This is a genomic window from Oleomonas cavernae, from assembly GCF_003590945.1.
In the GTDB taxonomy this organism is placed as follows: domain Bacteria; phylum Pseudomonadota; class Alphaproteobacteria; order Zavarziniales; family Zavarziniaceae; genus Zavarzinia; species Zavarzinia cavernae.
In genome coordinates, this window is the sequence record NZ_QYUK01000011.1 from 1,557,597 (window position 1) to 1,581,379 (window position 23,783).

Genomic DNA, 23,783 nt, shown 5'->3' on the forward strand with positions numbered 1-23,783 from the left:
AAGGGAACGGGCGCTGATGGCGCAGGCAACGCCGATACCGGCCGAGAGCAATACCCGCGGCACCAGCATCGGCCTGACGGCCGTGATCGTCGCGGTGACCGACGAGGATCCGCGCGTGCTGGTGGCCCGGCGCATGACCCACGATCTGGCAACCCCGGCCCAGCAGGGCCTGTCGGCCCGCACCTTCGACGCGCCCGAAACCCTGCCGTTTGGCCCGTTCGAGCCGCAGCACCACCGCACCCTGGAACTGGGCCTGCGTCAGTGGGTGGGCGAGCAGACCGGCGTCGACCTGCGTTACGTCGAGCAGCTCTATACGTTCGGCAACCAGAATCGCGATCCGCGCGAGTTGCAGGGCGGCCCACGCGTCGTCTCGGTCGCCTACCTGACCTTGACCCAGGAAACCCCGCTGACCGGCACCGGCGAGGCGCAATGGCGCCCCTGGTACTCGTTCCTGCCGTGGGAGGATTGGCGCGACGGCCGGCCCGAGCTGATCGACCGGGTGATCCGCCCGGCGCTGACCCGCTGGATCGATGCGGCCCCCGATGCCCGCAGCGCCCGCTCGCGCATGGAGCGCACGGCGATCGCCTTCGGCCCGGTCGCCGGCACCGGGCATTTCGACCTGCTGCGCTGCCTCGACCGCTATGAACTGCTCTACTCCGCCGGCCTCGCCATGGAGGCGATCCGCGACGGGGCGATCGCCGCCCAGGCCGAGGGGCGCGAATTCGTGCCGCCGGGCGAGGAGCAACTGGCGGCGGTGACGGCGCTGGGCCATCCCATGGCATTGGACAACCGGCGCATCCTGGCCTCGGCCCTGGGCCGCCTGCGCGGCAAGATCGACTACCGCCCGGTGGTGTTCGACCTGCTGCCGCCCGAATTCACCCTGTTGCGCCTGCAGAAGGTGGTGGAGGCCCTGTCGGGCATCGAGTTGCACAAGCAGAATTTCCGCCGCACGGTGATGACCGGCAACCTGGTCGAAGCGACCGGCCAGATCGAGGCGACCGGCCGCGGCCGCCCGGCGGAAACCTATCGCTTCCGCCGTGACGTGATGCAGGAAAAGCACGACGTCGGCATCCCCCTGCCCTTGCCCAAGATCGGGGGATGACGGGCACGGCAGCGTTACGCTCTCGCCAGTTCGACGATCGTTCGCGCCAGCTCGTCCGGGCGCGAGAAATAGGCCGAGTGGCTGGCAGCGATGCTCTCGACCCGGTCGACCGGGGTTTCGTTCAGCAGCCTGTCTTGAAGCGGCAAGGACACTGCCCTGTCCTGGGTCAGGCGGACATAGGCCCGCGGCACGCGCCCGTAGCGATCAGGGGTCAGTTTCAGGCGCGTCAGTGCCGGCCGGCTCGGCTCGCGGACGAGCAATGACCGTGCGAGGGCAACGTCGTCATCGCTGCAGTCGGCGTAAAGCGCCTCGCGATAGGCGCCGGGGTCGAGCCGGTCGCTCAGCGTCGCACGGCTGACCTCGACTTTGTCGGACAGCATCGAATGCCCATCGGGCAGGTAATCCAGAACCCTCTTGCCTGTCGGCAGCATGAACGAGGCCACATAGATGATGCGCGCAATGCGATCGGGTGCGCGCTCGGCCAGCGTCGATGCCACGATGCCGTTGCGGCTGTGGACCACGAGGGTGGTCTTGCGACCCTGAACAAGGGCGCGTTCGGCCGCGTCGACCATGGCGCCGAGGCTGACGAAAATCGGCACCGCGGGTGAACGGCCCCGGCCCGGCAGGTCGATCGCCACCGCCCGGTGCCCTGCCGCCTCGACCCGCGGCACCACCTTGTGCCAGCACCAGGCACCATGCCAACTGCCATGAATAAACAAGAAATCGGCCATCGCCAGCGCCTTCCAGCATTGTTTGCCGCGCCATGATGCGCCGATCGGCGCGGCGATCTTGCCGGGCATTGCACTCCCATCCCGAGCCTGCCGGCGAGCGAGAGTCGACCGCCGTCACCTGCCTCGCCCCCGGGGCACGAGCGTAGCGGTGCTTGGCAAATGCTCAAGATCTAGCTAAATTAGCTAAGCTACCCGCGGAGAGGCCCGATGAAGGTCACGATTCATACGGCCAAGACCAATCTCTCGAAACTGATCGAGGCAGCGCTTGCCGGCGAAGAGGTTGTCATCGCCAAGGGCAACAAGCCCATGGTGAAGCTCGTCCCCCTGCCCCAGGGCAACTTCAGGATCGGGTTGCTCGAGGATCAGTTGACCGGCCCGGGACCCGACTTCTTCGAGCCCTTGGCCGAAGACGAACTGGTGCTCTGGGAAGGGGGCCGGTGAAAACCCTGCTGTTGGATACCCATGCCTGGGCGTGGAGCCTGACTGGTGATGCCCGGCTGTCGGTCAAAGCGCGCGACAGCCTTCAGCGGGCTCAGTCGGTCCTGGTGAGTCCGATTTCCTTTTTCGAGATCGGCCAAAAGGTACGTTTGGGCAAGTGGCCGGAAATGGCTCCGTTCGTGAGCCGCCTTCCCGCCCTGTTGGAAGAACAGGGCGGCTCCAGCGCCAGCCTGGACCCGACGATGTGCCTTCAGGCCGCCATGCTGGCATGGGATCGTCGGGATCCCTTCGACCGTCTGTTGGCGGCAACCGCCCTGCATCTCGACGTGCCGATCGTATCCGCGGATGTCGTGTTCGATGGCTTGGTCCAACGGGTCTGGTAGGCCGCTATCCGACAACCAGGGCGATGACGAAGCCGTCGTAGCCCTTCAGGCCCACAGTCTGGATCGCGGTGGCGTCCACCCGCGTCTCGGCGGCGATCAGGTCGTTCAGGCGGCGCACGCCCTGGACCGCGGCATCGCCTTGCGGATCGACCACGGCGCCGCCGCGCACGACATTGTCGACGATGATCACGCTGCCGATGCGGGCCAGTTTCAGGGCCCAGGCGAAATAGTCCGGATTGCTCGGCTTGTCGGCATCGATGAAGACCAGGTCGAAGGGCGGCAGGCCCTCCTGCGCGATCTCGGGCAGGGTGTCGATGGCCTTGCCCAGGCGAACATCGACACGGTCGGCAAGGCCGGCCCGGGCGATGTTCTCCCGCGCCACCTGGGCATGCTTGGGATCATATTCGAGGGTGATCAGACGTCCGCCGGCCGGCAGGGCGCGGGCCAGCCAGATCGTGCTGTAGCCGCCCAGGGTGCCAACCTCGAGGATGTTGCGGGCGCCGATCATGCGTGCCAGCAGGTTCAGGAACTTGCCCTGGTTGGGCGCCACATTGATCGCCGGCAGGCCTGCCGCGTCGCTGGCCTCCAGCGTCGCCTCGAGCGCTGCATCCGGGGGCACCAGCCTGGACGCGATGTAGTTGTCGACGGCGGTCCACTGGGATTGGCTCATGATTGACGCTCCTTGAAACCGATGCAGCGGCACAGGCCACTCTCAATCGTCATGACCGGGCTTGTCCCGGTCATCCACGTCGGGATGAGCCACATCCGTTGACGGAAGGGACGGCTTGGCGACGTGGATGGCCGGGACTTCGCCCGGCCATGACGAGTTTGGGGGGTGAAGATAAGGAAAACCAGCCAGTGGAAATAGCTTCCCGACCCACTTTCCCCAACCAGGCAACCGGTATCCCGGAACAGGACATGCCTGCCATGACGGTGGCGCGAGGGCCCTGGTTCAAGACATTTCATTGACAAGCTTGATTATGCTCGATATGAGCATATCTAGAATATGCTCAAGCTGAGCATATAGAGGCTTAGCGCCCTCTGACGAGGAACGCCATGATTGCGACGACCGACGCCCTGCGTACCGCAGGCCCTCTTCCCTTCACCCCTGAAGTCGCCGCCGCGACCGCCGACATCTGGTCGAAGGTCGAACGGGTTCTGCCGCGCGACGAATGGCAGCAGCACGCCCCTTATATCGAGCGCATCAATCGCCTGAAGAAGAGCCGCAACGCGGTGATCCTGGCCCACAACTACCAGGCGCCGGAAATCTTCCACGGTGTCGCCGATATCGTGGGCGACAGCCTGGCCCTGGCCAAGAAGGCGGCCGAGACGGAGGCCGATGTCATCGTGATGGCCGGCGTCCACTTCATGGCCGAGACGGCGAAGCTACTCAATCCCGGCAAGATCGTGCTGATGCCCGACATGGCGGCGGGCTGCAGCCTGGCGGAGTCGATCCGCCCCGAGGATATCCGCCTGCTGCGCGAGACCTATCCGGACGCGCCGGTGGTCACCTATGTCAACACCTCGGCCGCGGTGAAGGCGGAGTCGGATATCTGCTGCACCTCGGGCAACGCGGTCGAAGTGGTCGAGAGCCTGGGGGCGGAGCGCGTGCTGTGCCTGCCCGACGAGTATCTGGCCAAGTGGGTCGCCACCCAGACCAAGGTGAAGATCCTGAGCTGGGCCGGCCATTGCGAGGTCCACGAGCGCTTCACCCCCGACGAGATCCGCCGCTTCCGCCGTGCCTATGACAACCTGATCGTCATCGCCCACCCGGAGTGCCCGCCCGAGGTTATCGCCGTCGCCGACTTCGCCGGGTCGACCGCGAAGATGATCGACTATGTCCGGAACGAGAAGCCGGCGCGGGTGCTGATGATCACCGAATGCTCGATGTCGGACAATATCGCCGCGGCCTCGCCGGCGACCGAAATCGTCCGCCCCTGCATCATGTGCCCGCATATGAAGAAGATCACCCTGCCCAAGATCCTCACCGCGCTCGAAACGCTCGAGCCGCGGGTCGAGGTCGACCCGGCGATCGCCGACCGTGCCCGGTTGGCGGTCGAACGGATGATCGCGGTGGGTCGCCGCAAGTAACCAGGTGTCGTTGCGCGAGGAGCGTGTCATGCGCCAGTTTCAAGCAGATATCGTCGTCGTCGGTTCGGGCCTTGCCGGCCTCTCGGCCGCCCTGGCCCTGGCCCCGAAGCGGGTCGTGGTGGTGACCAAGACCGACGGTATCGAGGGCGGCTCCAGCCTGTGGGCCCAGGGCGGCATTGCCGCCGCCATCGCCCAGGGCGACCGCGCTGCCGATCATGCTGCCGACACCATGGCCGCGGGCGACGGCCTGTGCGATGCCATCGCCGTGACCAACCTGACCGCTGCTGGCCCCCAGGCGATCGCCAGCCTGCGCGAATTCGGCGTGCCCTTCGACCGTGATCCCGCCACCGGCGACCTGTCGCTGGGCCGCGAGGGTGCCCATTCGCGCGCCCGCGTCGCCCATGCCGACGGTGACCGCACCGGCCGCGCCGTGGTGACCACCCTGGCCGCCCGCCTGCGCGCCACCCCGTCGGTCACGGTGATGGCCAACGCCTTCGCGACCGAGATCCTGGTCTCGGAAGGTGTCGTCGCCGGCCTGCTGGTGCACAGCGCCACCGACGGCTGGGTTACCATCCGCACCCCGAAGATCCTGCTCGCCACCGGCGGCCTGGGCGCCCTGTGGGCGCGCACCACCAACCCGCCCGAAGCAACCGGCGACGGCCTGGCCCTGGCCGCCCGCGCCGGGGCCGCCCTGGTCGACCTCGAGTTCATGCAGTTCCACCCGACCGCCCTGCTGGTCGAAGGGACGGAGCCCCTGCCCCTGCTGACCGAGGCGCTGCGCGGTGCCGGTGCCCGCCTGATGAAGGCCGATGGCGAGCCGCTGCTGGCCGGCAAGCACCCGCAGGGCGACCTTGCCCCGCGCGACGTCGTCGCCCGCGCCATCCAGGGCGAGATCGGCGCCGGTTGCCAGGTGTTCCTGGATCTGCGTCCCGCCATCGCGGCCAAGGGTGCCGAGCATTTTCCCCAGGCCATCGAGATCTGCCGCGCGGCCGGCTTCGATCCCTTCGCCCAGCCGGTGCCGGTGACCCCGGCCGCCCACTACCACATGGGCGGCGTGCTGGTCGACGGTTACGGCCGCACCCGCCTGCCCGGCCTCTATGCCTGCGGCGAAGTCGCGGGCACGGGCGTGCATGGGGCCAATCGCCTGGCCTCGAACTCGCTGCTGGAGGCTTTCGTCGCCGGCCGGCGCACCGCCCTCATCATGGCGCAGGATCGCCGCGTGCTGCCCCAGGCGCTGCCCAATGCCGCCCTGCTCAAGGGTTCGGCGGTGGATGCTGTCGCCCCGCTGCGCCAGGCCCTGCGCGCGATCATGATGACCGATGTCGGCCTGGTGCGCGCGGAAGCGGGCCTGCGCCGGGCGCTGGAGAAGTTCGACGGCATCGCCGCCGCGGCGGCCGCGGCCGAAGCGAGGCTGGACGAGGCGCCGACCGATCATGCCTCGATCCGGGCCGCCGGCGAGATGCGCAACCTGCTGACCATCGGCCGCCTGGTGGCCCTGGCCGCCCTGTCGCGGACCGAGAGCCGCGGCGCCCACGCCCGCAGCGACTGCCCGACCACGCAGGACGCGTGGCTGCGCCGCCAGATCGTCGCCCTCGACGCCGCCGGCGCGCGGCTCGAGACGATCGGCCTGGTCACGCCGCAGCGGGTCGCCGCCGAGTAACCCTGCAATGGCACTGTGCGTCCTTCGAGACGCCATCTTCGATGGCTCCTCAGGATGAGGAAAATCTTCTTGGCATAAAAATTCCCCTCATCCTGAGGAGGGCGCGGAGCGCCCGTCTCGAAGGACGCACGGCGCTAATCCAAAGCTCCCGCTCTTGGTCCAAAGGTCTCCATCATGATCGACGTCACCCCGCCCCCGTACCTGATCTATGAGGGGCTGCTGAAGACCGCCTTGGCCGAAGACCTGGGCCTGGCCGGCGATCTCACCTCGGAAGTCACGGTGCCCGCCACGGCACGGGCCCGGACGCAGATCAACGTGCGCCAGGACGGGCGCATCGCCGGCCTGCCCATGGCACTGGACACGTTCCGCCTGGTCTCGCCCGAAATTAAGGTCGAGGTCCGCCACGGCGACGGCAGCGACGTTGCCGCCGGCACCGTCGTCGCGGTGGTCGAGGGGCCGGCCCGCGCCGTGCTGACCGGCGAGCGCGTCGCCCTCAACATCCTCCAGCGCCTCTCGGGCATCGCCACGGTGACCCGCATGGCCGCCGCCGCCGCAGCCCCGCATGGTGCCCGCGTCGCCTGCACGCGCAAGACCACGCCCGGCCTGCGCGCGATCGAGAAATATGCCGTGCGGGTCGGCGGCGGGGTCAACCACCGCTTCGGGCTCGACGACGGCATCCTGGTCAAGGACAACCACATCGCCGCCGCCGGCGGGCTGGATGCCGTGCTCGACCGGCTGAAGGGCCATGTCGGCCACATGGTGAAAGTCCAGGTCGAGGTCGACTCGCTCGAGCAACTGGCCGTCCTGCTGAAGCGCCCGGTCGATGCCGTGCTGCTGGACAACATGGGGCCGGCCAAATTGCGTGAAGCGGTCGCCATGGTCGCCGGGCGCATGATCACCGAAGCCTCGGGCGGGATCCGCCCCGAGATGGTGGCCGACTATGCGGCCAGCGGCGTCGACATCCTGTCGCTGGGCTGGCTCACCCATTCGGCCCCCTCGCTGGACCTGGGGCTGGACTTCCAATTCGACTGAGGTGCCGGCGCCCTGGTCTTGGGGCGGACATCGTGCGTCCTTCGAGACGCAACTCTTCGAGTGGCTCCTCAGGATGAGGAGAGTCTTTTTGCCATAAAGATTCTCCTCATCCTGAGGAGGCCCGGAGGGCCGTCTCGAAGGACGCACGTCAGACCTGCCAGCCTTTAGCCAACCTGCCCACGATTAGCCACAATCGGGGCATAATCGACGGCTCCGCAACCGCACGGCCTCGGGCAGGGCTTCACCGCGGGGGCAATGCGAACCATCGCCGATGGAAGTACAGGCAGAGCATCTCCTTCCCGCCCGTCGCTGGGCGGACCGGCTCAAGTTTGCCGGGCCGATCCTGGCCGTCGGCGTGCTGGCCATGGCGCTCTTCGTCCTGCATCGCATGGCGCAAGAAATCCACATCCACGAGATCAAGGCGGCGATCCTCAATACCCCGCTGTGGCACATCCTGCTCGCCATCGCCTTTACCGGCGTCAGCTTCATGGCACTGGCCGCCTATGACGTGCTGGCGGTGCGCAGCTCGGTCGACGGGCCGGTAGACCTCAAGACCGCGGCTTTCGCCGGCGCCGCCGGTTACGCGGTCTCCAACGCCCTGGGCTTTCCGATCATGACCGGCGGCTCGGTCCGCTACCGCCTCTATTCCGCGGCCGGGCTGAACGTGGCCGATATCAGCCGGGTGGTGACCATCGCTTGGGCGACCTTCTGGCTGGGTACCGGCCTGGTGGTCGGCATCGTGCTGGCGATCGATCCCGGCGGCGTCGCCCGGGTGACCGGCCTGGGCCGTGGCATCTGCCTTGCCATCGCCCTGGCCCTGCTCGCCGTCATCGGCGGCTTCGTGGCGTGGGTCTCGACCGGCGACCGGACCCTGAACCTGTTCAGCTTTTCGATCGCCATGCCCGACCGGCGGACGGTCCTGGCCCAACTGGCCGCCGGCGCCATCGATTTCGTCACCGCCGGGGCCACCCTTTATGTGCTGCTGCCCCACGCGGTGGCCCCCAACATCGCTTCCTTCGCCGTGGTCTATGCCGCCGCCCTGACGGCCGGGATCATCGCCCATACGCCGGGCGGCCTGGGCGTGTTCGAGGCGACGCTGATCACCGGCCTCGGGCTGGCCGGCACGCCGCAAGTCCTGGGCTCGCTGATCCTCTACCGGGTGATCTACTACGTCCTGCCGCTGCTCCTCGCCGCGCTGTCGCTGGCCGGGGTCGAGATCGCGCGGCGGCGCGCCCATATCGCCGCCGCCAGCCAGTCGGTCACGCGCGTGGTCCAGGCTTTCGTGCCGCCGCTGGCGGGCGGGCTGGTCTTCCTGGGTGGCGTGGTCCTACTGATCTCGATCACGCTGCCGCACAGCGGCTTCCGCCTGGATTTCCTGGCCGATGTCGTGCCCCAGCCCTTCGTCGAGGCCTCGCACCTCGCCGCCAGCGTCGTCGGCGTCCTGCTGCTGGTGATCGCCCGGGGCCTGATCGCGCGCCTGGCCCCGGCCTGGAACGCCGCCGTGGTGCTGCTGGCGGCCGGTGCCGTGTTCTCGCTGGTCAAGGGCCTGGACTGGGAGGAGGCGATCATCCTGGGCGCCTTCACCGCCTTCCTGGTGATCTTCCGCGATGCCTTCTACCGCGCCGGCCGCGTGCAGGACCTGCGCCCCAGCTTCCGCTGGCTGATCCTGATGGCCTCGTTCATCGCCGTCACCATGTGGCTGGGCTTCTTCTTCTATCGCCATGTCGAATATTCCAACGAGCTGTGGTGGGATTTCGCCTGGGAAGGCAACGCCTCGCGTTTCCTTCGCGCCCTGGTCTTCATCGGCATGGTGGCCGCGATCATCACCGTCGATGCCGTCATCAACCGCCCCCGTCGCGCCCGCCACCAGGCCGGCACCGAGGTGCCCGACGAGATCCGCGCCCTGGTCGCCGCCTCGCCCAAGCCCCACGCCGCCCTGGCCCTGCTGGGCGACAAGCGCTTCCTGACCGCCGACGGCGGCAAGGCCTTCCTCATGTACGGGGTCAGCGGCCGAAGCTGGATCGCCATGGGCGATGCCATCGGCGACGGCGCGCAGGCCGCCGACCTGACCTGGCGCTTCCGCGAACTGGCGGACCAGCGGGCCGGGCGTGTCGTGTTCTATGCCGTGGGCGCCGATCACCTGCCGCTTTACATCGACATGGGCCTGTCCTTGCACAAGATCGGCGAAGTCGCCCGGGTCGATCTGGCCGGCTTCTCCCTCGAAGGCTCGTCCCGGCAGGAGCTGCGCTATGTCGACCGGCGCGCCACCAAGGAAGGCCTGAGCTTCGAGGTCCTGCCCAAGGCAGCGGTGGCGGCAGCCGTCGGCGACCTGACCCGTGTCTCCGATGCCTGGCTCGACACCCGCAACGCCAAGGAAAAGGGCTTCTCGCTGGGCGCCTTCTCGCCCGGCTATGTCGCCGAATTCGATTGCGCCGTGATGAAGAAGGACGGCCGCATCGTCGCCTTCGCCAATCTGTGGCGCGGGGCGCAAAAGGCCGAACTGGCGATCGACCTGATGCGTTACGAGCCGGGCGCCTCCAAGATCCTGATGGATGCCCTGCTGGTGCGCATCCTTCTCTACGCCAAGGCGGAAGGCTATCGCTGGTTCAACCTGGGTGCCGCCCCCCTGTCGGGCATGCCGACGCACCGCCTGGCCCCGGCCTGGAACCGCCTGGGCGCCCTAATTTTCCGCCACGGCGAGAAATTCTATCCCTTCGAAGGCCTGCGCGCCTTCAAGGAGAAATTCTCGCCGGTGTGGCAACCGCAATACATCGCCTGCCGCGGCGGTACCCTGGCCCTGCCCCAGATCCTGGTCGACGTCGCCGCCTTGATCGCCGGCGGCCGGCTCGAGATCATTCGTAAATGACACGAAAGCGCTGGCTGCTGATTCTCAGCCCCCTGGTGGCGATCGCCGCCGCCGCGACCTGGTTCTTCTTCTGGCGCAGCGACGGGCTCACGACCGTCGACCTGCCGGCCACCGGCCCGGCCAAGGCCATCGCCGTCATCTATTCCGGCGACGGCGGCTGGCGCGACCTGGACAAGACCATCGGCGAATGGCTGACCGGCCGGAACTACCATGTCGTCGGGGTCGATACGCTGGCGACCTTCTGGAACCCGCGGGAGCCGGCGCTGGTCGCCCAGGACCTGGTCGAGATCACCCGCCGGGCCGATCCGTCGGGCAAGCTGCCGGTGCTGATCATCGGCTATTCCTTCGGTGCCGATATCTTTCCCTTCGCCTGGGACAAGCTGCCGCCGGCGCTGGCCCAGCGCGTCCGCCTGATCACCCTGCTGGCCCCCGGCCGCGAGACCAGCTTCCATGTCAGTGTCGAAGGCTGGGTCGGCGCCGACACCGGCGACTACCAGACCCTGCCGGCCATGGCCGCCCTGCCGGCCGAGCGGGTGCTGTGCGTCTATGGCACCGACGAGGCCGACGACAGCGCCTGCACGGCCCCCGAACTGGCCGCGGTCGAAAAGCTCTCGACCACCGGCGGCCACCATTTCGACGAGGACTACACCGCCCTCGCCCTCAAGATCGTCGCGGCCTTCGAGAAGCGGTTGTAACTTCCCTCGTCAGCCCGGCCTTCGCCAGGATGACGATTTGAGAGGACTTGACATATATTTCTAATTTCTGTTAAATATTTTCATAATTTGGAAGGAAATCGCCATGGATGATCCGTTCCGCCGCCCCAGCTTCGGCTCCGCCCTGTTCTACAAGGACGCTTTCGCCGCCCTCGATTTCCTGGAAAAGGCGTTCGGCTTCGAGCGCACCATGGTGATCACCGACCAGGACGGCAATCTGGGCCATTCCGAGATGCGCTTTGGCGACAGCTACCTGATGGTGGGCGGCGAATGGATCGACTATGTCGCCAGCCCCCTTGCCACCGGCGGCCGCAATACCCAGTCGATCCATGTTCACCTGGAGAGCGGCATCGAGGCGCATTTCGCCCGCGCCAAGGCTGCCGGCGCCGTGGTCGTGCGCGACCTGGAAGACCAGTTCTACGGCGATCGCACCTACAGCGTGAAAGACCCGGAGGGTCATGTCTGGAGCTTCGGCCAGACCGTGGCCAAGGTCACCCGTGAGGACGCCGAGAAGGCCAGCGGCCTGAAGATCGAGGGCTGGGTTTGACCGCTGCCGTCGACCTCGACACCATCCTGGCGGCGCTGGCTGATCCCCATCGCCGCCGGGTGGTCGATCTGCTGCGCATCGAACCGCGCCGCGCCGGCGACCTGGCCGAGGCGATCGGCGTAAGCCCGCCGGCCATGAGCCGGCACCTGAAGGCGCTGCGCGGTTGCGGCCTGATCGAGGAATCCCATCCTGCCTTCGACGCCCGCGTGCGCGTCTATGCCCTGAGGCCGGAACCGATGGCCCATCTGAAAGCCTGGCTGGAGGAGACCGAACGGCTGTGGAGCCTGCAACTGGCCGCCTTCAAGGCCCATCTGGAAGCAGGCACGTGACCTCGCGGGTGATCGTCTCCCTGCGGGTCAAGGCGACGCCGGCCCGCGCCTTCGACGTCTTCACCGGGCAGATCGGCCTGTGGTGGAAGCCCAACGACCTGTTCCAGTTCACCCCGCGTTCGCCCGGCATCCTATCGTTCGAGCCTGGCCCCGACGGCCGCCTGATCGAGACCCTGGCCAACGGCAAGGTCTTCGAGATCGGCCGCGTCACCGCCTGGGAACCCGGCACCCGCCTCGCCTTCAACTGGCGCCAGGCGACCTTCCGGCCGGACCAGAACACCCATGTCGAAGTGGTGTTCGAGGCCGTCGGCGAGGAAACCCGCGTCACCGTCACCCATGTCGGCTGGGACAGCGTGCCGGCCGCGCACGTCGCCCGTCACGGCTTCCCCGACGGACTGTTCCTGCGCCGTCATGGCGAATGGTGGCAGATATTGTTGGCCAGCCTGCGCAGTCAAATCGACTAAACAACCGTCATTCCGGCGAAGGCCGGAATCCATTGAGACGTCACGTGCTGCCCCAGAATGGATCCCGGCCTTCGCCGGGATGACGCGCTAATAGGAACGACCGCGGGCCTCGATCGGCCACAGGTCGACCAGCGTGTCGCCGTCGACCACATGGATGAAATCGTAGAGGTTCACGGTGGGGTCGCAGTGGGGAACCTGCAAGGTCACCGTGCTGCCCAGGGCGAGGGGCGCGAAGATCGCCCCGTGCTCGTCGCCCATGAAGGCATATTCACTTCCCGCCGGCGCGCCGCCGATCACCACGGGCTTTGGCCCGTCGGTGGCGAAGGACTTGAACCCGGCGTCGATCGTCACGAAGTCGGCGGTATTGGCGCTGATCACCCGGGCCTCGACCAGCAGGGCCGGCTGGAACGGCGAGGCGCCGCCCTGGGTCAGGACGACGGCATCGTATTCGACATCCATGAAGACATAGGAGCCGGCCTGAAGCTCGGTCAGGACGCCCAGGCCGGCCTCGATGGCGAAGGTTCCCGTGCCGCCGCCGGTCAGGATCGGCGGCGCCAGGCCCAGCGCGGTCAGCCGCGCCGCACTCTCGGCTAGGTCGGCCAGGGCCATCTGGCCGATGACCACCCGGGTCTCATAGTCCTCGATGTGCTGGGCATGGCCGGCATAGCATTGCAGCCCGGCAAAGCGCAGGCCCGGCAGGCCGGCCACCCGTTGGGCCAGGGCCACCGTCGCGTCCGGCCCGGCGCAGCCGGTGCGGTGAATGCCCGGGTCGACGTCGACCACCACGCCCAGGGTAACCCCGGTCGCCACCGCCGCCCGCGACAGGGCGTCCGCGCCCAGGTCGGAGTCCGCGACCACCAGCAACTCGTCGATGCGCGAGGCCAGCGCTGCCACCCGGTTGGGCGCCGACGGACCCAGCACGGGCGAGGTGATCAGCAGGCTCTTCAGGCCCGGCGTGTCGATCAGCGCCTCGGCTTCGCCGGTCTTGGCCACGCACAGGCCGACCGCGCCCGCGGCAAGCTGGCGCGCGGCGACCGACTTGCATTTATGGGTCTTGGCATGGGGCCGCAGGGCGAGGCCGGACGCCTTGGCTGCTGCCGCCATCGCCGCGATATTGGCCTCGAAGGCCGCCTTGTCCAGCACCAGGGCCGGGGTGGCCAGAGCCCGGCGCCCGCCCTGCTGCCCGATCAGATGGGCATTGGGATGGGTCATTCCGCGGCCATTTCCTTGGCGACGGCCAGTTCCTTGTAGAAGAACACGGTGTCCTCCAGCTTGCCGTTGGAGGCACGGGCATAGCGCGGCACCCGGCCGATCTCGGTCCAGCCCATGGCCCGGTACAGCCGCTCGCCCTTGTCGCCGGCCCTTGTGTCCAGGGTCAGCAGGCTGCGCCCGGCGGCAACCGCGGCCGCCTCGGCCGCCACCATCAGGCGCTTGCCGACGCCGTGGCGGCGCACTTCCAGCGCCACGATCAGCATAGCGATTTCCGCCCGGTGGCTTTGGTTGGGGACCGGGATCAGGTCGAGATAGACCATGCCGACCAGGCGCTTGTCCTGTTCGGCGACGATCAGGATACGGCGCCCGATATCGACGCTGCCGGCGATTTCGGTCCAGAAACCGACGGCCTCGCCAAAATCCAGCGGCGCCATGAACGAGACAGAGGCCCCGGCATCGACCGCCTCGACGAGGAGGTCTGCCAGTGCCGGGATGGCGGCCCACGATTCGGCCGCATCGAGAGTTCTGATCGCGATCATGCGACTCGAAGCATACCCAGCGGCAAATTGACATGCCATGGCTGGATTTACGGCCGCCTATGCGTCCTTGGTCTAAGGTCGCCCGCCGCGAGGGCAAAACCGCAAGCGTAACCGTCGCTTCACCGCCCCCACTTTATTGCGGCGCGACATAAAACCGCAGCATTTCGACAAGGCCAGATTCAATCCAAGATTGCGTAACCCGGCTGCTTTCCGTCGATCCGCCCCTCAGGGTAGCAACCCAAGGGTCTCGCGGGTGATGACGCCTTCTTCATCGGTCGGCACCACGAAGCCGGCGATCGCGCTGTCGGCCCGGGTGATGCGGGGGCCGTGACCGCCGTTTGCCGCCGGATCGAGGCGCGCGCCCAGAAACTCCAGGCCTGCCATCACCCTGGCGCGGATCGGGGCGGCATTTTCGCCGATGCCGGCGGTGAAGACGATGGCGTCGAGCCCGCCCAGGGCCATCATCAGCGAGCCCACCTCGCGCAGGATGCGATGCACGAACAAATCGACCGCTTCCGCCGCCGCCGGTTCGGCGGAGGCCAGCAGGCTGCGCATGTCGTTCGATACCCCCGAAACCCCCAGCAGGCCCGACTCCTTGTAGAGCAGATCGCCCACCTGGCGCGGGCTGTAACCCTTCTGCTCCAGCAGGTAGAGCACGACCCCGGGATCGATGGCGCCCGAGCGCGTGCCCATGACCAGGCCGTCCAGCGCGGTGAAGCCCATGGTGGTGGCGACCGACTTGCCCGCGGCCAGGGCGCACAGGCTGCTGCCGTTGCCCAGGTGGGCGACGATCACCCGCCCCTGGGCCAGCGGCCCCAGGACGGCCGGCAACCGCTCGGCGATCGCCTGGTAGGACAGGCCATGGAAGCCATAGCGCATCACCCCCTCGTCTGTCAGGGCGCGGGAATGCCGAACAGGCGCACCAGGCGGCTTTGGCTGAGGTGGAAGGCGGTGTCGAAACAGGCGACCTGGGGCAGCGTCGGGCGCAGGCGGGCCAGGGCCCGGATCGCCGACAGATTGTGCGGCTGATGCAACGGCGCCAGCGGCACCAGTTTCTCGAGCTGTTCCAGCACCTGGGGCTCGATCCGCACCGGCCCGGCAAAATCGAGCCCGCCATGGACCACGCGGTGCCCGGCCGCCAGGAGGCGGCGGCCCGGCAGGTGCCGCTCCAGCAGCGACAGCACCAGGTCGAGGGCTTCCTCATGCTCATCGATCGCCTCGACCGGCAGGTCGATGGGCACCGCCCTGCCTTGGGCATCCTTCACCTTGGCGACCGGGGCGGTGCCCAGGCCGGTGACGGCGCCTTCCAGCAGGCGGGCGCCGGCCTCGTCGGCGATGCGGAACTTCACGCTGGACGAGCCGGCATTGAGGACGATGACTGCCCCTTCCCCCGCCATCGCTTCGGCCCCCATCGCTTCAGCCCGCCTTCTTGGGCGCGCAGCGCACGCGCAACACGGCCAGGGCGGCCGAGGCGGCGCGCGCGGCGGCACTGTCGGCCCGGCTGGTCAGCATGACCGGCACCCGGGCCCCCAGCACGAGGCCGGACGATTCCGCATCGGCCAGATAGCCCAGTTGCTTGGCCACCATGTTGCCGGACTCGAGATCTGGGCACAGCAGGATGTCCGGCTGGCCGGCCACGGCCGAGGTAATGCCCTTGGTCTTGGCCGCCTCGGCCGAGATCGCATTGTCGAAGGCCAGCGGCCCGTCGACCACGCCGCCCACGATCTGGCCGCGATCGGCCATCTTGGACAGGGCCGCGGCATCGACCGTTGAGGGAATTTTCGAGGTTACGGTCTCCACCGCCGAGAGAACCGCGATCTTGGGGACCGGAATGCCTAAGGCCAGGGCCAGGTCGACCGCGTTCTGGGCGATGTCGCGCTTCTCCTCCAGGGTCGGCGCGATATTGATCGCCGCGTCGGTGATCAGCAGCAGCTTGGGGTAGCGCGGCACATCCATGACGAAGACATGGCTCAGGCGCCGGTCGGTGCGCAGGCCGCCATTGTGGCTGACCACGGCGGCCATCAACTCGTCGGTGTGAAGGCTGCCCTTCATCAGGGCATCGACCACACCTTCCTGGGCCAGTTCCACGGCCTTGTCGGCCGCCGCGTGACTGTGCTCGACGGCGACGATGGTCAAGGCCCCCAGGTCGCGGCCCAGCTTGGCCGCGGCGGCGCGGATCTTGGCCTCGGGCCCGACCAGGATCGGCTCCAGCAGGCCTAAGTCCCGGGCATCGAGGGCGCCGCCCAGCGAGGCCTCGTCGCACGGGTGGACGATCGCCGCCTTCAGGGGCGGAAATTTCGCCGCCCGCTCGATCAGGTCGGCCAGGCGGGCGCCGCGCCGCATCAGGCGGATCTCGGGCAGGCCCACGGCCTTACGGGTGATCTTCTCGGCCGGGGCGATCACCTCGACCTTGCCCTCGATCACCGCCTTGCCCGCCTGGTTGATGCCGGCGATGGCCAGCACCACGCGGCGATCCGCCCCCTTCTCCGCCACCGTGACGGTCAGGGTCAGCACATCGTCCAGGCCCACCGGCCGGATGTAATCGAGCGTCTGCGACAGGATGATGGTGCCGGGCCCCGGCAGGCGCGTGCCCACCACGGCCGAAACCAGGGCCAGCGCCCAGGCGGCCGGCGCCACCGGTTCGCCGAACTTGTGCGCCGAGGCGAAGACCGGATCGACCAGGAAGGGATTGAGGTCCCCGGTCAGCGAGGTCAGGGTCGCGACATCTTCGCGGGCGAGGCGACGCTCGATCACGGCGGCATCGCCCACCTGGATCTCGTCGAAGGGTCGATTCTCGATCATCGTCATGGGGCGGCAGCCTAGCGGGCGAATGTTACCGCCTCAATCGCCAGACACGAGATCGGCGTCACCATCCCCAACTTGGCGAATATCGGCTAGATTGTATCGGCAAGGTGGCCAACAAGAAATTAATGGGGGGAAAGCCATGCCCGACTATGTATTTGAATACAGCCAAGGGGCGGATATTCGTTGGTATGCCGGCGATGTAACGGCAGCCCAAGCCAGCCGCCCGGCCGCTCCAAGTGACTCCCGGCTCACGCAGGAGGGAGATCGATGGGTCATCTGGGGGCGGACATCGACCTCGTTTGGTGTATGTTTCGGGCTTTCCGCATGGTGGATTATCAAGAAAGCCAAGGGAGAGGATTTCCTGGCCTGGCTGAAAGCCGGACGCCGCGCCAACCCCGCGTCCCAATACGACAACCCAGGCTCGGGCCGCGTCGTCGAAGATGTCCGCGCGATGCAATTGTGCCAGCGCGACAAGACTACGGAAAACAAACTGCACGAGGCAGTGGCCCGCATCAAACAAGAGACCGGCTTGACCAACAGGGACAGTCTCGCTGCCAAGACAGGCGCCTTGAAGGACAAGGAAGGATACAGCCTGATCATCCTCAACGGCCAATTCACCACTGCACCGGCAGGCAACGATCTCGTCGGTCGAGGCAGCTTCCATCATGCCATTGCCGTGGAGGCTGTCTCGCCGGCCGAAGTGTACCTCTTTGATCCCAATCGCGGGGAGATCAAGCTGAGCTGCGTTGCTGAAGCAAATCAGTTCATCGCCTACCTGTGTCAAGACAACAGCCAATACCACCTCGCCAATTTCACCATGACGTGGTCTGCTGTAGCCGGTCATCGGATCAAGAAGGGACACTTCAACTGAACCCCTGCCATTACATCAGGCGTTGATTCTTGGGCGCGACAACACCACAATCTTGAGGAGAAACGGGCAACCATGCACAAAAATATCCTCATCACCGGCGGCAACAGCGGCATTGGCCTCGAAATGGCACGGGCGCTGGCGGCACAGGGCGACCATGTGATCATCGCCTCGCGCGATCAGGGCAAGTCGCAGGCGGCAGTCCAGGACATCAAGGCGCAGAATCCGTCCGCCCAGATCGAGGCGATGGCGCTGGACCTTGGCGACTTCGCCGATGTCGACCGCTTCGCGGGCGAACTCCTGGCCAAGATGCCGGTGATCGACGTGCTGATGCTGAATTCGGGCCTCTATGCCCATCAGCGGCGCACGCTCAAGAACGGCTTCGAGGCCATGATCGGGATCATGCATTTCGGCCATTTCCGGCTGAGCCAGCGCCTGCTCGACGCGGTCAAGGCAGCACCGCAGGGCCGCATCGTGGTCACCAGTTCGGTCGGCCACACCCAAGGCAAGATCGACGAGGCCAGCTTCACCGATCCCGCGCGCCACCGGCTGTCGTTCCTGGGCTATGCCCAGGCCAAGCTCGCCAACCTGCTGTTCACCCGCGAACTGGCCAGGCGGCTTGCGGGGACGCGCGTCACCGTCAACGCCTTCCATCCCGGCGCCGTGCTGACCGGTATCTGGGCCGAACTGCCCAAGCCGCTGGCGGTCGTCATCAAGCTGTTCCTGATCAGCAGCGCCAAGGGCGCCGACACCGCCGTGTGGCTGGCGACCGCGCCCGAACTGGCGGGCGTGACCGGCGAGTATTTCGTCAAGCGCAAGAAGGCCAAAACCTCGCCCACCAGCCAGGATCCCGAACTGGCCGCCTGGCTGTGGGCCTATTCCGAGAAGGCGATGTAGGTCTGCCGGTGCCGGGCGACACGGACGCCTGAGTTGCGTGGTTCGACAGGCTCACCATGAGGACAATCTTTCCGCCACAAAGCCCCTCCTCATCCTGAGCCTGTCGAAGGACGCAATGCGCCTGGGCAAGGCGTGTCGTCATCACAGCGTCGCCCCCGTCCCCAGGATCGCCGTAACCTGGCTGGACCAGTGGCCGCCGTTGCCGTGGCACAGGGCGATTTGCGGGTTGTCGAGCTGGCGGGCGCCGCACTCGCCGCGCAACTGGCGCACCGCCTCGATCAGCAGGAACAGGCCGTACATGCCGGGATGGACGCAGGACAGGCCGCCGCCGTTGGTGTTGAGCGGGAAGCCGCCGCCATGGCGCAGCTTGCCGTCGGCCACGAAGCGCCCGCCCTCGCCCTTGGGGCAGAAGCCCAGGTCTTCCAGGAACATCACCGGGGTGATGGTGAAGGCATCGTAGAGCATGGTGAGGTCGATATCGGCATGGGTTACACCCGCCATTTCCATGGCGCGCGGGCCCGAGCGGCTTGCGGCGGAAACCGTGAGGTCGGGCATCGACGAGACCCAGCGGTGCCAGTTCTCGGCCGCGACGCCCAGGACATAGACCGGCGCTTTCGGGAAATCCTTCGCCCGGTCGGCCTTGACCATGATGATGGCGCCCGCCCCGTCGGTCACCAGGCAGCAGTCGCGCACGGTGAGCGGGCTGGACAGCATGCGGGAATTCAGCACGTCGTCGATCGTGAGCGGCCCCGTGGCATAGGCTTCCGGGTTCAAATTGGCCCAGGTCCGGGCGGCCACGGCGACTTCGGCCAGTTGCTCGCGCGTGGTGCCGAATTCGTACATGTGACGCGCCGCGGCCAGGGCATAGGCCGAGACCGGATAGCGCGGCTTGTACGGCGCCTCGAAGGGCACCACCTCGCTGGTGCTGACGAACTTGCCCGCGCCGGTCTTCTGGTTCGAGCCATAGGTGATCAGCGCCACCTCGCACAGGCCGGCATCGAGCGCCAGCGCCGCCCATTGCAGGTGCGCGAGGAAGGACGAGCCGCCGGTATTGGTGCCTTCGGTCACCTTGGGCCGCAGGCCCAGATATTCGGTGACCGAAACCGCCGGCATCGAATTGATCATGGTCGCGCTGAACACGCCGTCGACGTCCGACAGCTTCAGGCCGGCGTCGGCCAGGGCGGCGTGGGTCGCATCGGCGATGATGTCGAAATGGCTGCGGCCGGGCGCCTCGCCCATGCCGCCATGGCCGACGCCGACGATCGCGGCGGTGCCGCGCATCCGGGGATCGGCCATCAGCGCCCCTCCCCGCCGGCGGGCACGAAAACCACGACGGGCGCACCACCCTCGGTTACGATCCGGGCCTCGACCTCAAGGCCGATGGCGACCGCCGCGGGGGCGATACCGTCCACCCGTGACATCATGCGTGCCCCTTCGGCCAGGTCGATCATGGCGATGTTCAGGTCGCCGCCCTCGTCGGGCTTGCGCGCCAGCACCGTGGTCGAATAGACCGTGCCGCGGCCGCTGGCCGGCTGCATCGTGATCGTGTTCGAACCGCAGTGGGGGCAGATCACCCGGGGAAAGAAGTGGGCACGGCCGCAGGCATCGCACACCGGCACGGTGAAGCGGCCCTGGGCCAGGGCATCGCGCCATTGCCGTTCCGATCCCGGCCCCTTCGCTGCCATGCTCTCCCCGCCATCGCCGTCTCCTCGTATCCTTGCCCGCACCCTAGCCGAGGTGAATTCATGCCGCCAAGGGCGCGCTGCGCTGCACCGCACAAAGCCCGCCGCGCACGGTTCATGGCGACGCGACGTCAAGTGCTGTGCGCCGCAATAAAGTGACGCAGACCTGCCCAACTTGGTCAGAAAAAGCCGGCTCAATTGCCGCCAACCCGGGCTTGCGGGATTGTCAGGGCCGGTGAAGCCCCTATCCTCACCACAACCGCCGCTGCCCCGAGGGATGGCGGTTTTCGACGACTGACCGGAGCGATCCCCGCCGGGGGCTGGAGAGAATGATGAGCGCGGATGCCGTTACCCAGATCACACAGGAAATGAAGGCTCGCGTCGGCGACAATTCGGGCCTGGGCGCCACGTTGAAGTTCAACTTCAACGGCGACGGCATCGTCTATGTCGACGGCAAGTCGACACCCAACACCGTGTCGAACGAAGACAAGCCGGCCGACTGCACGATCAAGGTCGGCCTGGCCGATTTCATGGCGATGGTCGACGGCAAGCTGGACGGCACGACCGCCTTCATGATGGGCAAGCTGAAGGTCGAAGGGAACATGGCGGTGGCCATGAAGCTGGGTCCCATCCTGGGCCGCAAGTGAGCCTGGATTGAGCGAGCGTCTCGACCCTCGTCGTGGCCGGAACCTGCCCGGTCACGACAGCGATGCAACCGCATGAGCGCCCTGCCGCCGCCCCGCTTCGTTGCCGCCAACGGCATCCGCATGGCCGTCTACGAGCAGGGCAAAGGCCTGCCTGTCGTCCTGTGCCACGGCTTTCCCGAACTGGCCTATTCCTGGCGCCATCAGCTCCCCGCCCTGGCGGCGGCCGGCTTCCGCGCCATCGCCCCGGATCAACGGGGCTATGGCCTGACCGACCGGCCGGCGGCGGTCGAGGCCTACGACATGGCGCACCTGACTGGCGACCTGGTCGGCCTGCTCGACGCCCTGGAGATCGAGAAGGCGGTGTTCTGCGGCCATGATTGGGGCGGCCTGATCACCTGGCAGATGCCGCTGCGCCATCCCGACAGGGTGGCCGGGGTCATCGGCCTATGCACGCCGTTCATCCCGCGCCTGTCGGCCGATCCCATCGCCCTGATGCGCGCGGCCTATGGTGACGATATGTATATCGTCGCCTTCCAGCAGCCCGAGGTTGCCGACCGGGCCCTGGCGGCCGATGTCGGGCGCAGTGTCGACTTCTTCCTGCGCCGGGGCGGCGCCCCCGACCCCCAGGGCGAGCGCCAGGAGCTGCTGAAGGCGCTGGCCGCAGGAAATTGGCCGGGCGAAACGTTCCTGTCGCTTAAGGAGCGTGCCTTCTATGTCGAGAGCTTTTCCCGCACCGGCTTTACCGGCGGCATCAACTGGTACCGCAACTTCACCCGGAACTGGACGGCTTCGGCCGGGTTGAGGCAATGGATAGATGTGCCGAGCTTGATGATCAGTGCTGCCGACGACCCGTTCTTGCCGCCATCGATGGCGGCGGGCATGGCTAAATATGTCGGCGATCTGGAGCGGCATGTGATTCCCGCGTGCGGTCATTGGATCCAGCAGGAGCAGCCGGCGCAGACCAATCGCCTGATGCTCGACTGGCTGCGGCGGCGGGTCGCGGATCTGGGGCCTGGTGATCTCGGGCGTCTGTGATCCAGGTCACAGGGGCGCTCTGGCGTCCGGTGCTTGGGTGTGAATAGGATAAGGCGTTTTCGCGTTCGCGCGCGAACGGATCGATGAGGAGCTACGCATGTTGAAGAAGGCTGTAGTCCTTGCGTTGGTCGGTGGCCTCGCCGCCGGTTGCACGCAAGATGGCCGGATCTCGAACACCGGCGCGGGGGCTGGCATCGGTACCCTGCTGGGTGCCGGCATCGGTGCGGCCGTGGCCGGCAACCGGGGCGAAGGCGCCCTGATCGGCGCTGGCATCGGCCTCCTGGCCGGCGGCGCCGTCGGCTACTACATGGATCGCCAGGAAGCCGAAATGCGCCAGAAGGTGGCCGGCACCGGCATCGAGGTCCAGCGCGTCGGCGACAATATCAAGCTGATCATGCCGGGCGGCATCACCTTCCGCACCGGCTCGTCCGAAATCCAGCCGCAGTTCTACAACCCGCTCGATCAGGTCGCCGGCGTCTTGCAGCAGTACCCGCAATCGCTGATCGACGTCGTCGGCCACACCGACAATGTCGGCTCGGACCAGATGAACCAGCAGCTCTCGGAACGCCGGGCCTCGTCGGTCGCAAGCTACCTGATGTCCCGCGGCGTCATTGCCCAGCGCCTGAACGCCTATGGCGTGGGCGAGACCCAGCCCGTGGCCGACAATGCCAGCGATTTCGGCCGCCAGCAGAACCGCCGGGTCGAAGTCATCATCCGCCCCTATACGAGCTGACCAATCCGCTCGATGGCAACGAAGGGCCGCGGCATGACCGCGGCCCTTTCGATTCGTGGCGCGATTCTTGGGCACCGATTGACGCCGCGGGTGTCTTCATGCTTGTTTTGCCGCCACGGGGTCCCTCGCGATCACCCCGTCAGGCGGCAGCCCAAGGATCGCGTCCACGCGCTTAGTGCGGAGATGGACGCTCATGCTGTCGAATCCTCAAATCACCACAACACAACTGGCCCTGTCGGTCGGCCTGCCCGACGCGCCCGCCATCCTCGATGTGCGCCTCCAGGAAGACGTCGACAATGACGACCGCTTCCTGCCCGCTTCGGTCCGCCGCGACCATCGCATGGTCGCGCAATGGGCCGGCGACTATGCCGGCCGCAGCGTCGTCGTGGTCTGCCAGAAGGGTAAGAAGTTAAGCCACGGCACCGTGGCCTGGCTGCGCCATGCGGGGGTCGATGCCGCCACGCTGGAGGGCGGTTTCGAAGCCTGGCGCGACCAGGCAGGCCTGCTGGTCGCGCCGCGCCACCTGCCGCCGCGCGATGCGCAGGGCCGCACCGTCTGGGTTACCCGGTCGCGGCCCAAGGTGGACCGGATCGCCTGCCCCTGGCTGATCCGCCGCTTCATCGATCCCCGGGCCGTGTTCCTGTTCGTGCCGACGCCCGAGGTGCTGGCCGTGGCCGAGCGTTTCGACGCCACGCCCTTCGACATCGACGATGTCTTCTGGAGTCACCGCGGGGAGCGTTGCAGCTTCGATACCATGATCGCGGCCTTCGGCCTGCAATCCCCGGCCCTGGACCGGCTCGCCGCGATCGTGCGGGGCGCCGACACCGCCCGTCTCGACCTGGCGCCCCAGGCCGCCGGCCTGCTCGCCGCGGCGCTGGGCTATTCCGCCATGTTCGAGGACGACCTGGTCCAACTGGCCCACAGCCTGCCGCTTTATGACGCCTTCTATCGCTGGTGCCGCGACGCTAATACAGAAGCCCACAACTGGCCGGCGGCCGCGTGAGGGAAC

Annotated in this window: 26 protein-coding genes; 17 read left to right on the forward strand and 9 right to left on the reverse strand. The window is 67.4% G+C overall.

The features are described from left to right. The first annotated feature begins 16 nt into the window (after nucleotides 1-16). Nucleotides 17-1,102: an NUDIX hydrolase gene (locus D3874_RS11190; protein ID WP_119778154.1), complete on the forward strand. Its 1,086-nt coding sequence runs from the start codon at nucleotides 17-19 to the stop codon at nucleotides 1,100-1,102. A 14-nt stretch (nucleotides 1,103-1,116) separates the two neighbouring features. Here D3874_RS11190 and D3874_RS11195 read toward each other — a convergent pair whose 3' ends face one another. Continuing rightward, complete coding sequence (locus D3874_RS11195) at nucleotides 1,117-1,902, reverse strand: alpha/beta fold hydrolase (protein WP_119778155.1); 786 nt, start codon at nucleotides 1,900-1,902, stop codon at nucleotides 1,117-1,119. A 138-nt stretch (nucleotides 1,903-2,040) separates the two neighbouring features. On the opposite strand from D3874_RS11195, the gene D3874_RS11200 reads away from it, so the two are divergent. Together D3874_RS11200 and D3874_RS11205 are read left to right on the forward strand one after the other, a co-directional pair. Beyond that, on the forward strand, nucleotides 2,041-2,274 hold the full coding sequence (locus D3874_RS11200) for a type II toxin-antitoxin system Phd/YefM family antitoxin (RefSeq protein WP_119778156.1): 234 nt from the start codon (nucleotides 2,041-2,043) through the stop codon (nucleotides 2,272-2,274). Continuing rightward, nucleotides 2,271-2,654 (forward strand): type II toxin-antitoxin system VapC family toxin, encoded by a 384-nt coding sequence (locus D3874_RS11205; protein ID WP_119778157.1) that lies wholly within the window; start codon nucleotides 2,271-2,273, stop codon nucleotides 2,652-2,654. The genes D3874_RS11200 and D3874_RS11205 overlap by 4 nt, the downstream gene beginning before the upstream one ends. A gap of 4 nt (nucleotides 2,655-2,658) precedes the next feature. On the opposite strand, the gene D3874_RS11210 is transcribed toward D3874_RS11205, so the two are convergent. Further along, entirely contained in the window at nucleotides 2,659-3,324 is a 666-nt protein-coding gene (locus tag D3874_RS11210) for an O-methyltransferase (RefSeq protein ID WP_119778158.1), read from the reverse strand. Nucleotides 3,325-3,710: 386 nt separating this feature from the next. Between D3874_RS11210 and nadA the strand changes: the two genes are divergently transcribed. The 8 genes from nadA to D3874_RS11255 all read left to right on the forward strand — a co-directional run bounded on the left by nadA (nucleotide 3,711) and on the right by D3874_RS11255 (nucleotide 12,356). Then, nucleotides 3,711-4,745 (forward strand): quinolinate synthase NadA, encoded by a 1,035-nt coding sequence (gene nadA / locus D3874_RS11220; protein WP_119778160.1) that lies wholly within the window; start codon nucleotides 3,711-3,713, stop codon nucleotides 4,743-4,745. Between the two features lie 28 nt (nucleotides 4,746-4,773). After that, the gene (locus D3874_RS11225) at nucleotides 4,774-6,405 is read left to right on the forward strand and encodes an L-aspartate oxidase (RefSeq protein WP_119782254.1); all 1,632 of its coding nucleotides are present in this window, start codon (nucleotides 4,774-4,776) and stop codon (nucleotides 6,403-6,405) included. A 174-nt stretch (nucleotides 6,406-6,579) separates the two neighbouring features. Further along, entirely contained in the window at nucleotides 6,580-7,437 is an 858-nt protein-coding gene (nadC, locus tag D3874_RS11230) for a carboxylating nicotinate-nucleotide diphosphorylase (protein WP_119778161.1), read from the forward strand. A 271-nt stretch (nucleotides 7,438-7,708) separates the two neighbouring features. Next, complete coding sequence (gene mprF, locus D3874_RS11235) at nucleotides 7,709-10,303, forward strand: bifunctional lysylphosphatidylglycerol flippase/synthetase MprF (protein ID WP_119778162.1); 2,595 nt, start codon at nucleotides 7,709-7,711, stop codon at nucleotides 10,301-10,303. Continuing rightward, a complete protein-coding gene (locus D3874_RS11240) occupies nucleotides 10,300-10,998 on the forward strand; it encodes a virulence factor family protein (RefSeq protein ID WP_119778163.1) in 699 nt (232 codons plus the stop codon). Before mprF ends, D3874_RS11240 begins: the two co-directional genes overlap by 4 nt. Before the next feature lie 103 nt (nucleotides 10,999-11,101). After that, nucleotides 11,102-11,563, forward strand: coding sequence for a VOC family protein (locus tag D3874_RS11245; protein ID WP_119778164.1), 462 nt, complete (start codon nucleotides 11,102-11,104; stop codon nucleotides 11,561-11,563). Further along, on the forward strand, nucleotides 11,560-11,892 hold the full coding sequence (locus tag D3874_RS11250; RefSeq protein ID WP_119778165.1) for an ArsR/SmtB family transcription factor: 333 nt from the start codon (nucleotides 11,560-11,562) through the stop codon (nucleotides 11,890-11,892). Before D3874_RS11245 ends, D3874_RS11250 begins: the two co-directional genes overlap by 4 nt. Next, complete coding sequence (locus D3874_RS11255; RefSeq protein WP_119778166.1) at nucleotides 11,889-12,356, forward strand: SRPBCC family protein; 468 nt, start codon at nucleotides 11,889-11,891, stop codon at nucleotides 12,354-12,356. The genes D3874_RS11250 and D3874_RS11255 overlap by 4 nt, the downstream gene beginning before the upstream one ends. Before the next feature lie 87 nt (nucleotides 12,357-12,443). Here the strand turns inward: D3874_RS11255 and D3874_RS11260 are convergent, their stop codons facing one another. The 5 genes from D3874_RS11260 to D3874_RS11275 form a co-directional block, all read right to left on the reverse strand. Further along, nucleotides 12,444-13,568 (reverse strand): DSD1 family PLP-dependent enzyme, encoded by a 1,125-nt coding sequence (locus tag D3874_RS11260; protein WP_119778167.1) that lies wholly within the window; start codon nucleotides 13,566-13,568, stop codon nucleotides 12,444-12,446. Further along, nucleotides 13,565-14,107, reverse strand: a complete 543-nt coding sequence (locus D3874_RS11265) for a GNAT family N-acetyltransferase (protein WP_199699021.1) — start codon at nucleotides 14,105-14,107, stop codon at nucleotides 13,565-13,567. The genes D3874_RS11260 and D3874_RS11265 overlap by 4 nt, the downstream gene beginning before the upstream one ends. A gap of 225 nt (nucleotides 14,108-14,332) precedes the next feature. Beyond that, a complete protein-coding gene (locus D3874_RS31570) occupies nucleotides 14,333-14,986 on the reverse strand; it encodes an acetate/propionate family kinase (protein WP_338016708.1) in 654 nt (217 codons plus the stop codon). A 14-nt stretch (nucleotides 14,987-15,000) separates the two neighbouring features. Next, entirely contained in the window at nucleotides 15,001-15,519 is a 519-nt protein-coding gene (locus D3874_RS31575; RefSeq protein ID WP_338016709.1) for a hypothetical protein, read from the reverse strand. Nucleotides 15,520-15,523: 4 nt separating this feature from the next. Then, nucleotides 15,524-16,915, reverse strand: a complete 1,392-nt coding sequence (locus D3874_RS11275) for a bifunctional enoyl-CoA hydratase/phosphate acetyltransferase (protein ID WP_119778169.1) — start codon at nucleotides 16,913-16,915, stop codon at nucleotides 15,524-15,526. Nucleotides 16,916-17,051: 136 nt separating this feature from the next. On the opposite strand from D3874_RS11275, the gene D3874_RS11280 reads away from it, so the two are divergent. Both D3874_RS11280 and D3874_RS11285 read left to right on the forward strand, forming a co-directional pair. After that, complete coding sequence (locus D3874_RS11280; protein ID WP_158595941.1) at nucleotides 17,052-17,783, forward strand: YopT-type cysteine protease domain-containing protein; 732 nt, start codon at nucleotides 17,052-17,054, stop codon at nucleotides 17,781-17,783. 72 nt (nucleotides 17,784-17,855) lie between these two features. Further along, the gene (locus D3874_RS11285) at nucleotides 17,856-18,677 is read left to right on the forward strand and encodes an SDR family oxidoreductase (RefSeq protein WP_119778171.1); all 822 of its coding nucleotides are present in this window, start codon (nucleotides 17,856-17,858) and stop codon (nucleotides 18,675-18,677) included. 141 nt (nucleotides 18,678-18,818) lie between these two features. Here the strand turns inward: D3874_RS11285 and D3874_RS11290 are convergent, their stop codons facing one another. Both D3874_RS11290 and D3874_RS11295 read right to left on the reverse strand, forming a co-directional pair. After that, nucleotides 18,819-19,973 (reverse strand): thiolase, encoded by a 1,155-nt coding sequence (locus D3874_RS11290; protein ID WP_199699022.1) that lies wholly within the window; start codon nucleotides 19,971-19,973, stop codon nucleotides 18,819-18,821. Next, nucleotides 19,973-20,362: a Zn-ribbon domain-containing OB-fold protein gene (locus tag D3874_RS11295; RefSeq protein WP_119778172.1), complete on the reverse strand. Its 390-nt coding sequence runs from the start codon at nucleotides 20,360-20,362 to the stop codon at nucleotides 19,973-19,975. The genes D3874_RS11290 and D3874_RS11295 overlap by 1 nt, the downstream gene beginning before the upstream one ends. 329 nt (nucleotides 20,363-20,691) lie before the next feature. Here D3874_RS11295 and D3874_RS11300 point away from each other — a divergent pair, with 329 nt between their 5' ends. From D3874_RS11300 to D3874_RS11315, 4 genes are all read left to right on the forward strand, one after another. Then, complete coding sequence (locus tag D3874_RS11300) at nucleotides 20,692-21,006, forward strand: SCP2 sterol-binding domain-containing protein (RefSeq protein ID WP_119782256.1); 315 nt, start codon at nucleotides 20,692-20,694, stop codon at nucleotides 21,004-21,006. Between the two features lie 72 nt (nucleotides 21,007-21,078). Next, entirely contained in the window at nucleotides 21,079-22,041 is a 963-nt protein-coding gene (locus D3874_RS11305; RefSeq protein WP_119778173.1) for an alpha/beta fold hydrolase, read from the forward strand. A 97-nt stretch (nucleotides 22,042-22,138) separates the two neighbouring features. After that, nucleotides 22,139-22,774 carry an OmpA family protein gene (locus tag D3874_RS11310; protein WP_119778174.1) on the forward strand — a complete coding sequence of 212 codons (636 nt, stop codon included), beginning with the start codon at nucleotides 22,139-22,141 and terminating at the stop codon, nucleotides 22,772-22,774. Nucleotides 22,775-22,967: 193 nt separating this feature from the next. Then, nucleotides 22,968-23,777 carry a chromate resistance protein ChrB domain-containing protein gene (locus D3874_RS11315; RefSeq protein WP_119778175.1) on the forward strand — a complete coding sequence of 270 codons (810 nt, stop codon included), beginning with the start codon at nucleotides 22,968-22,970 and terminating at the stop codon, nucleotides 23,775-23,777. Nucleotides 23,778-23,783: the final 6 nt, after the last annotated feature.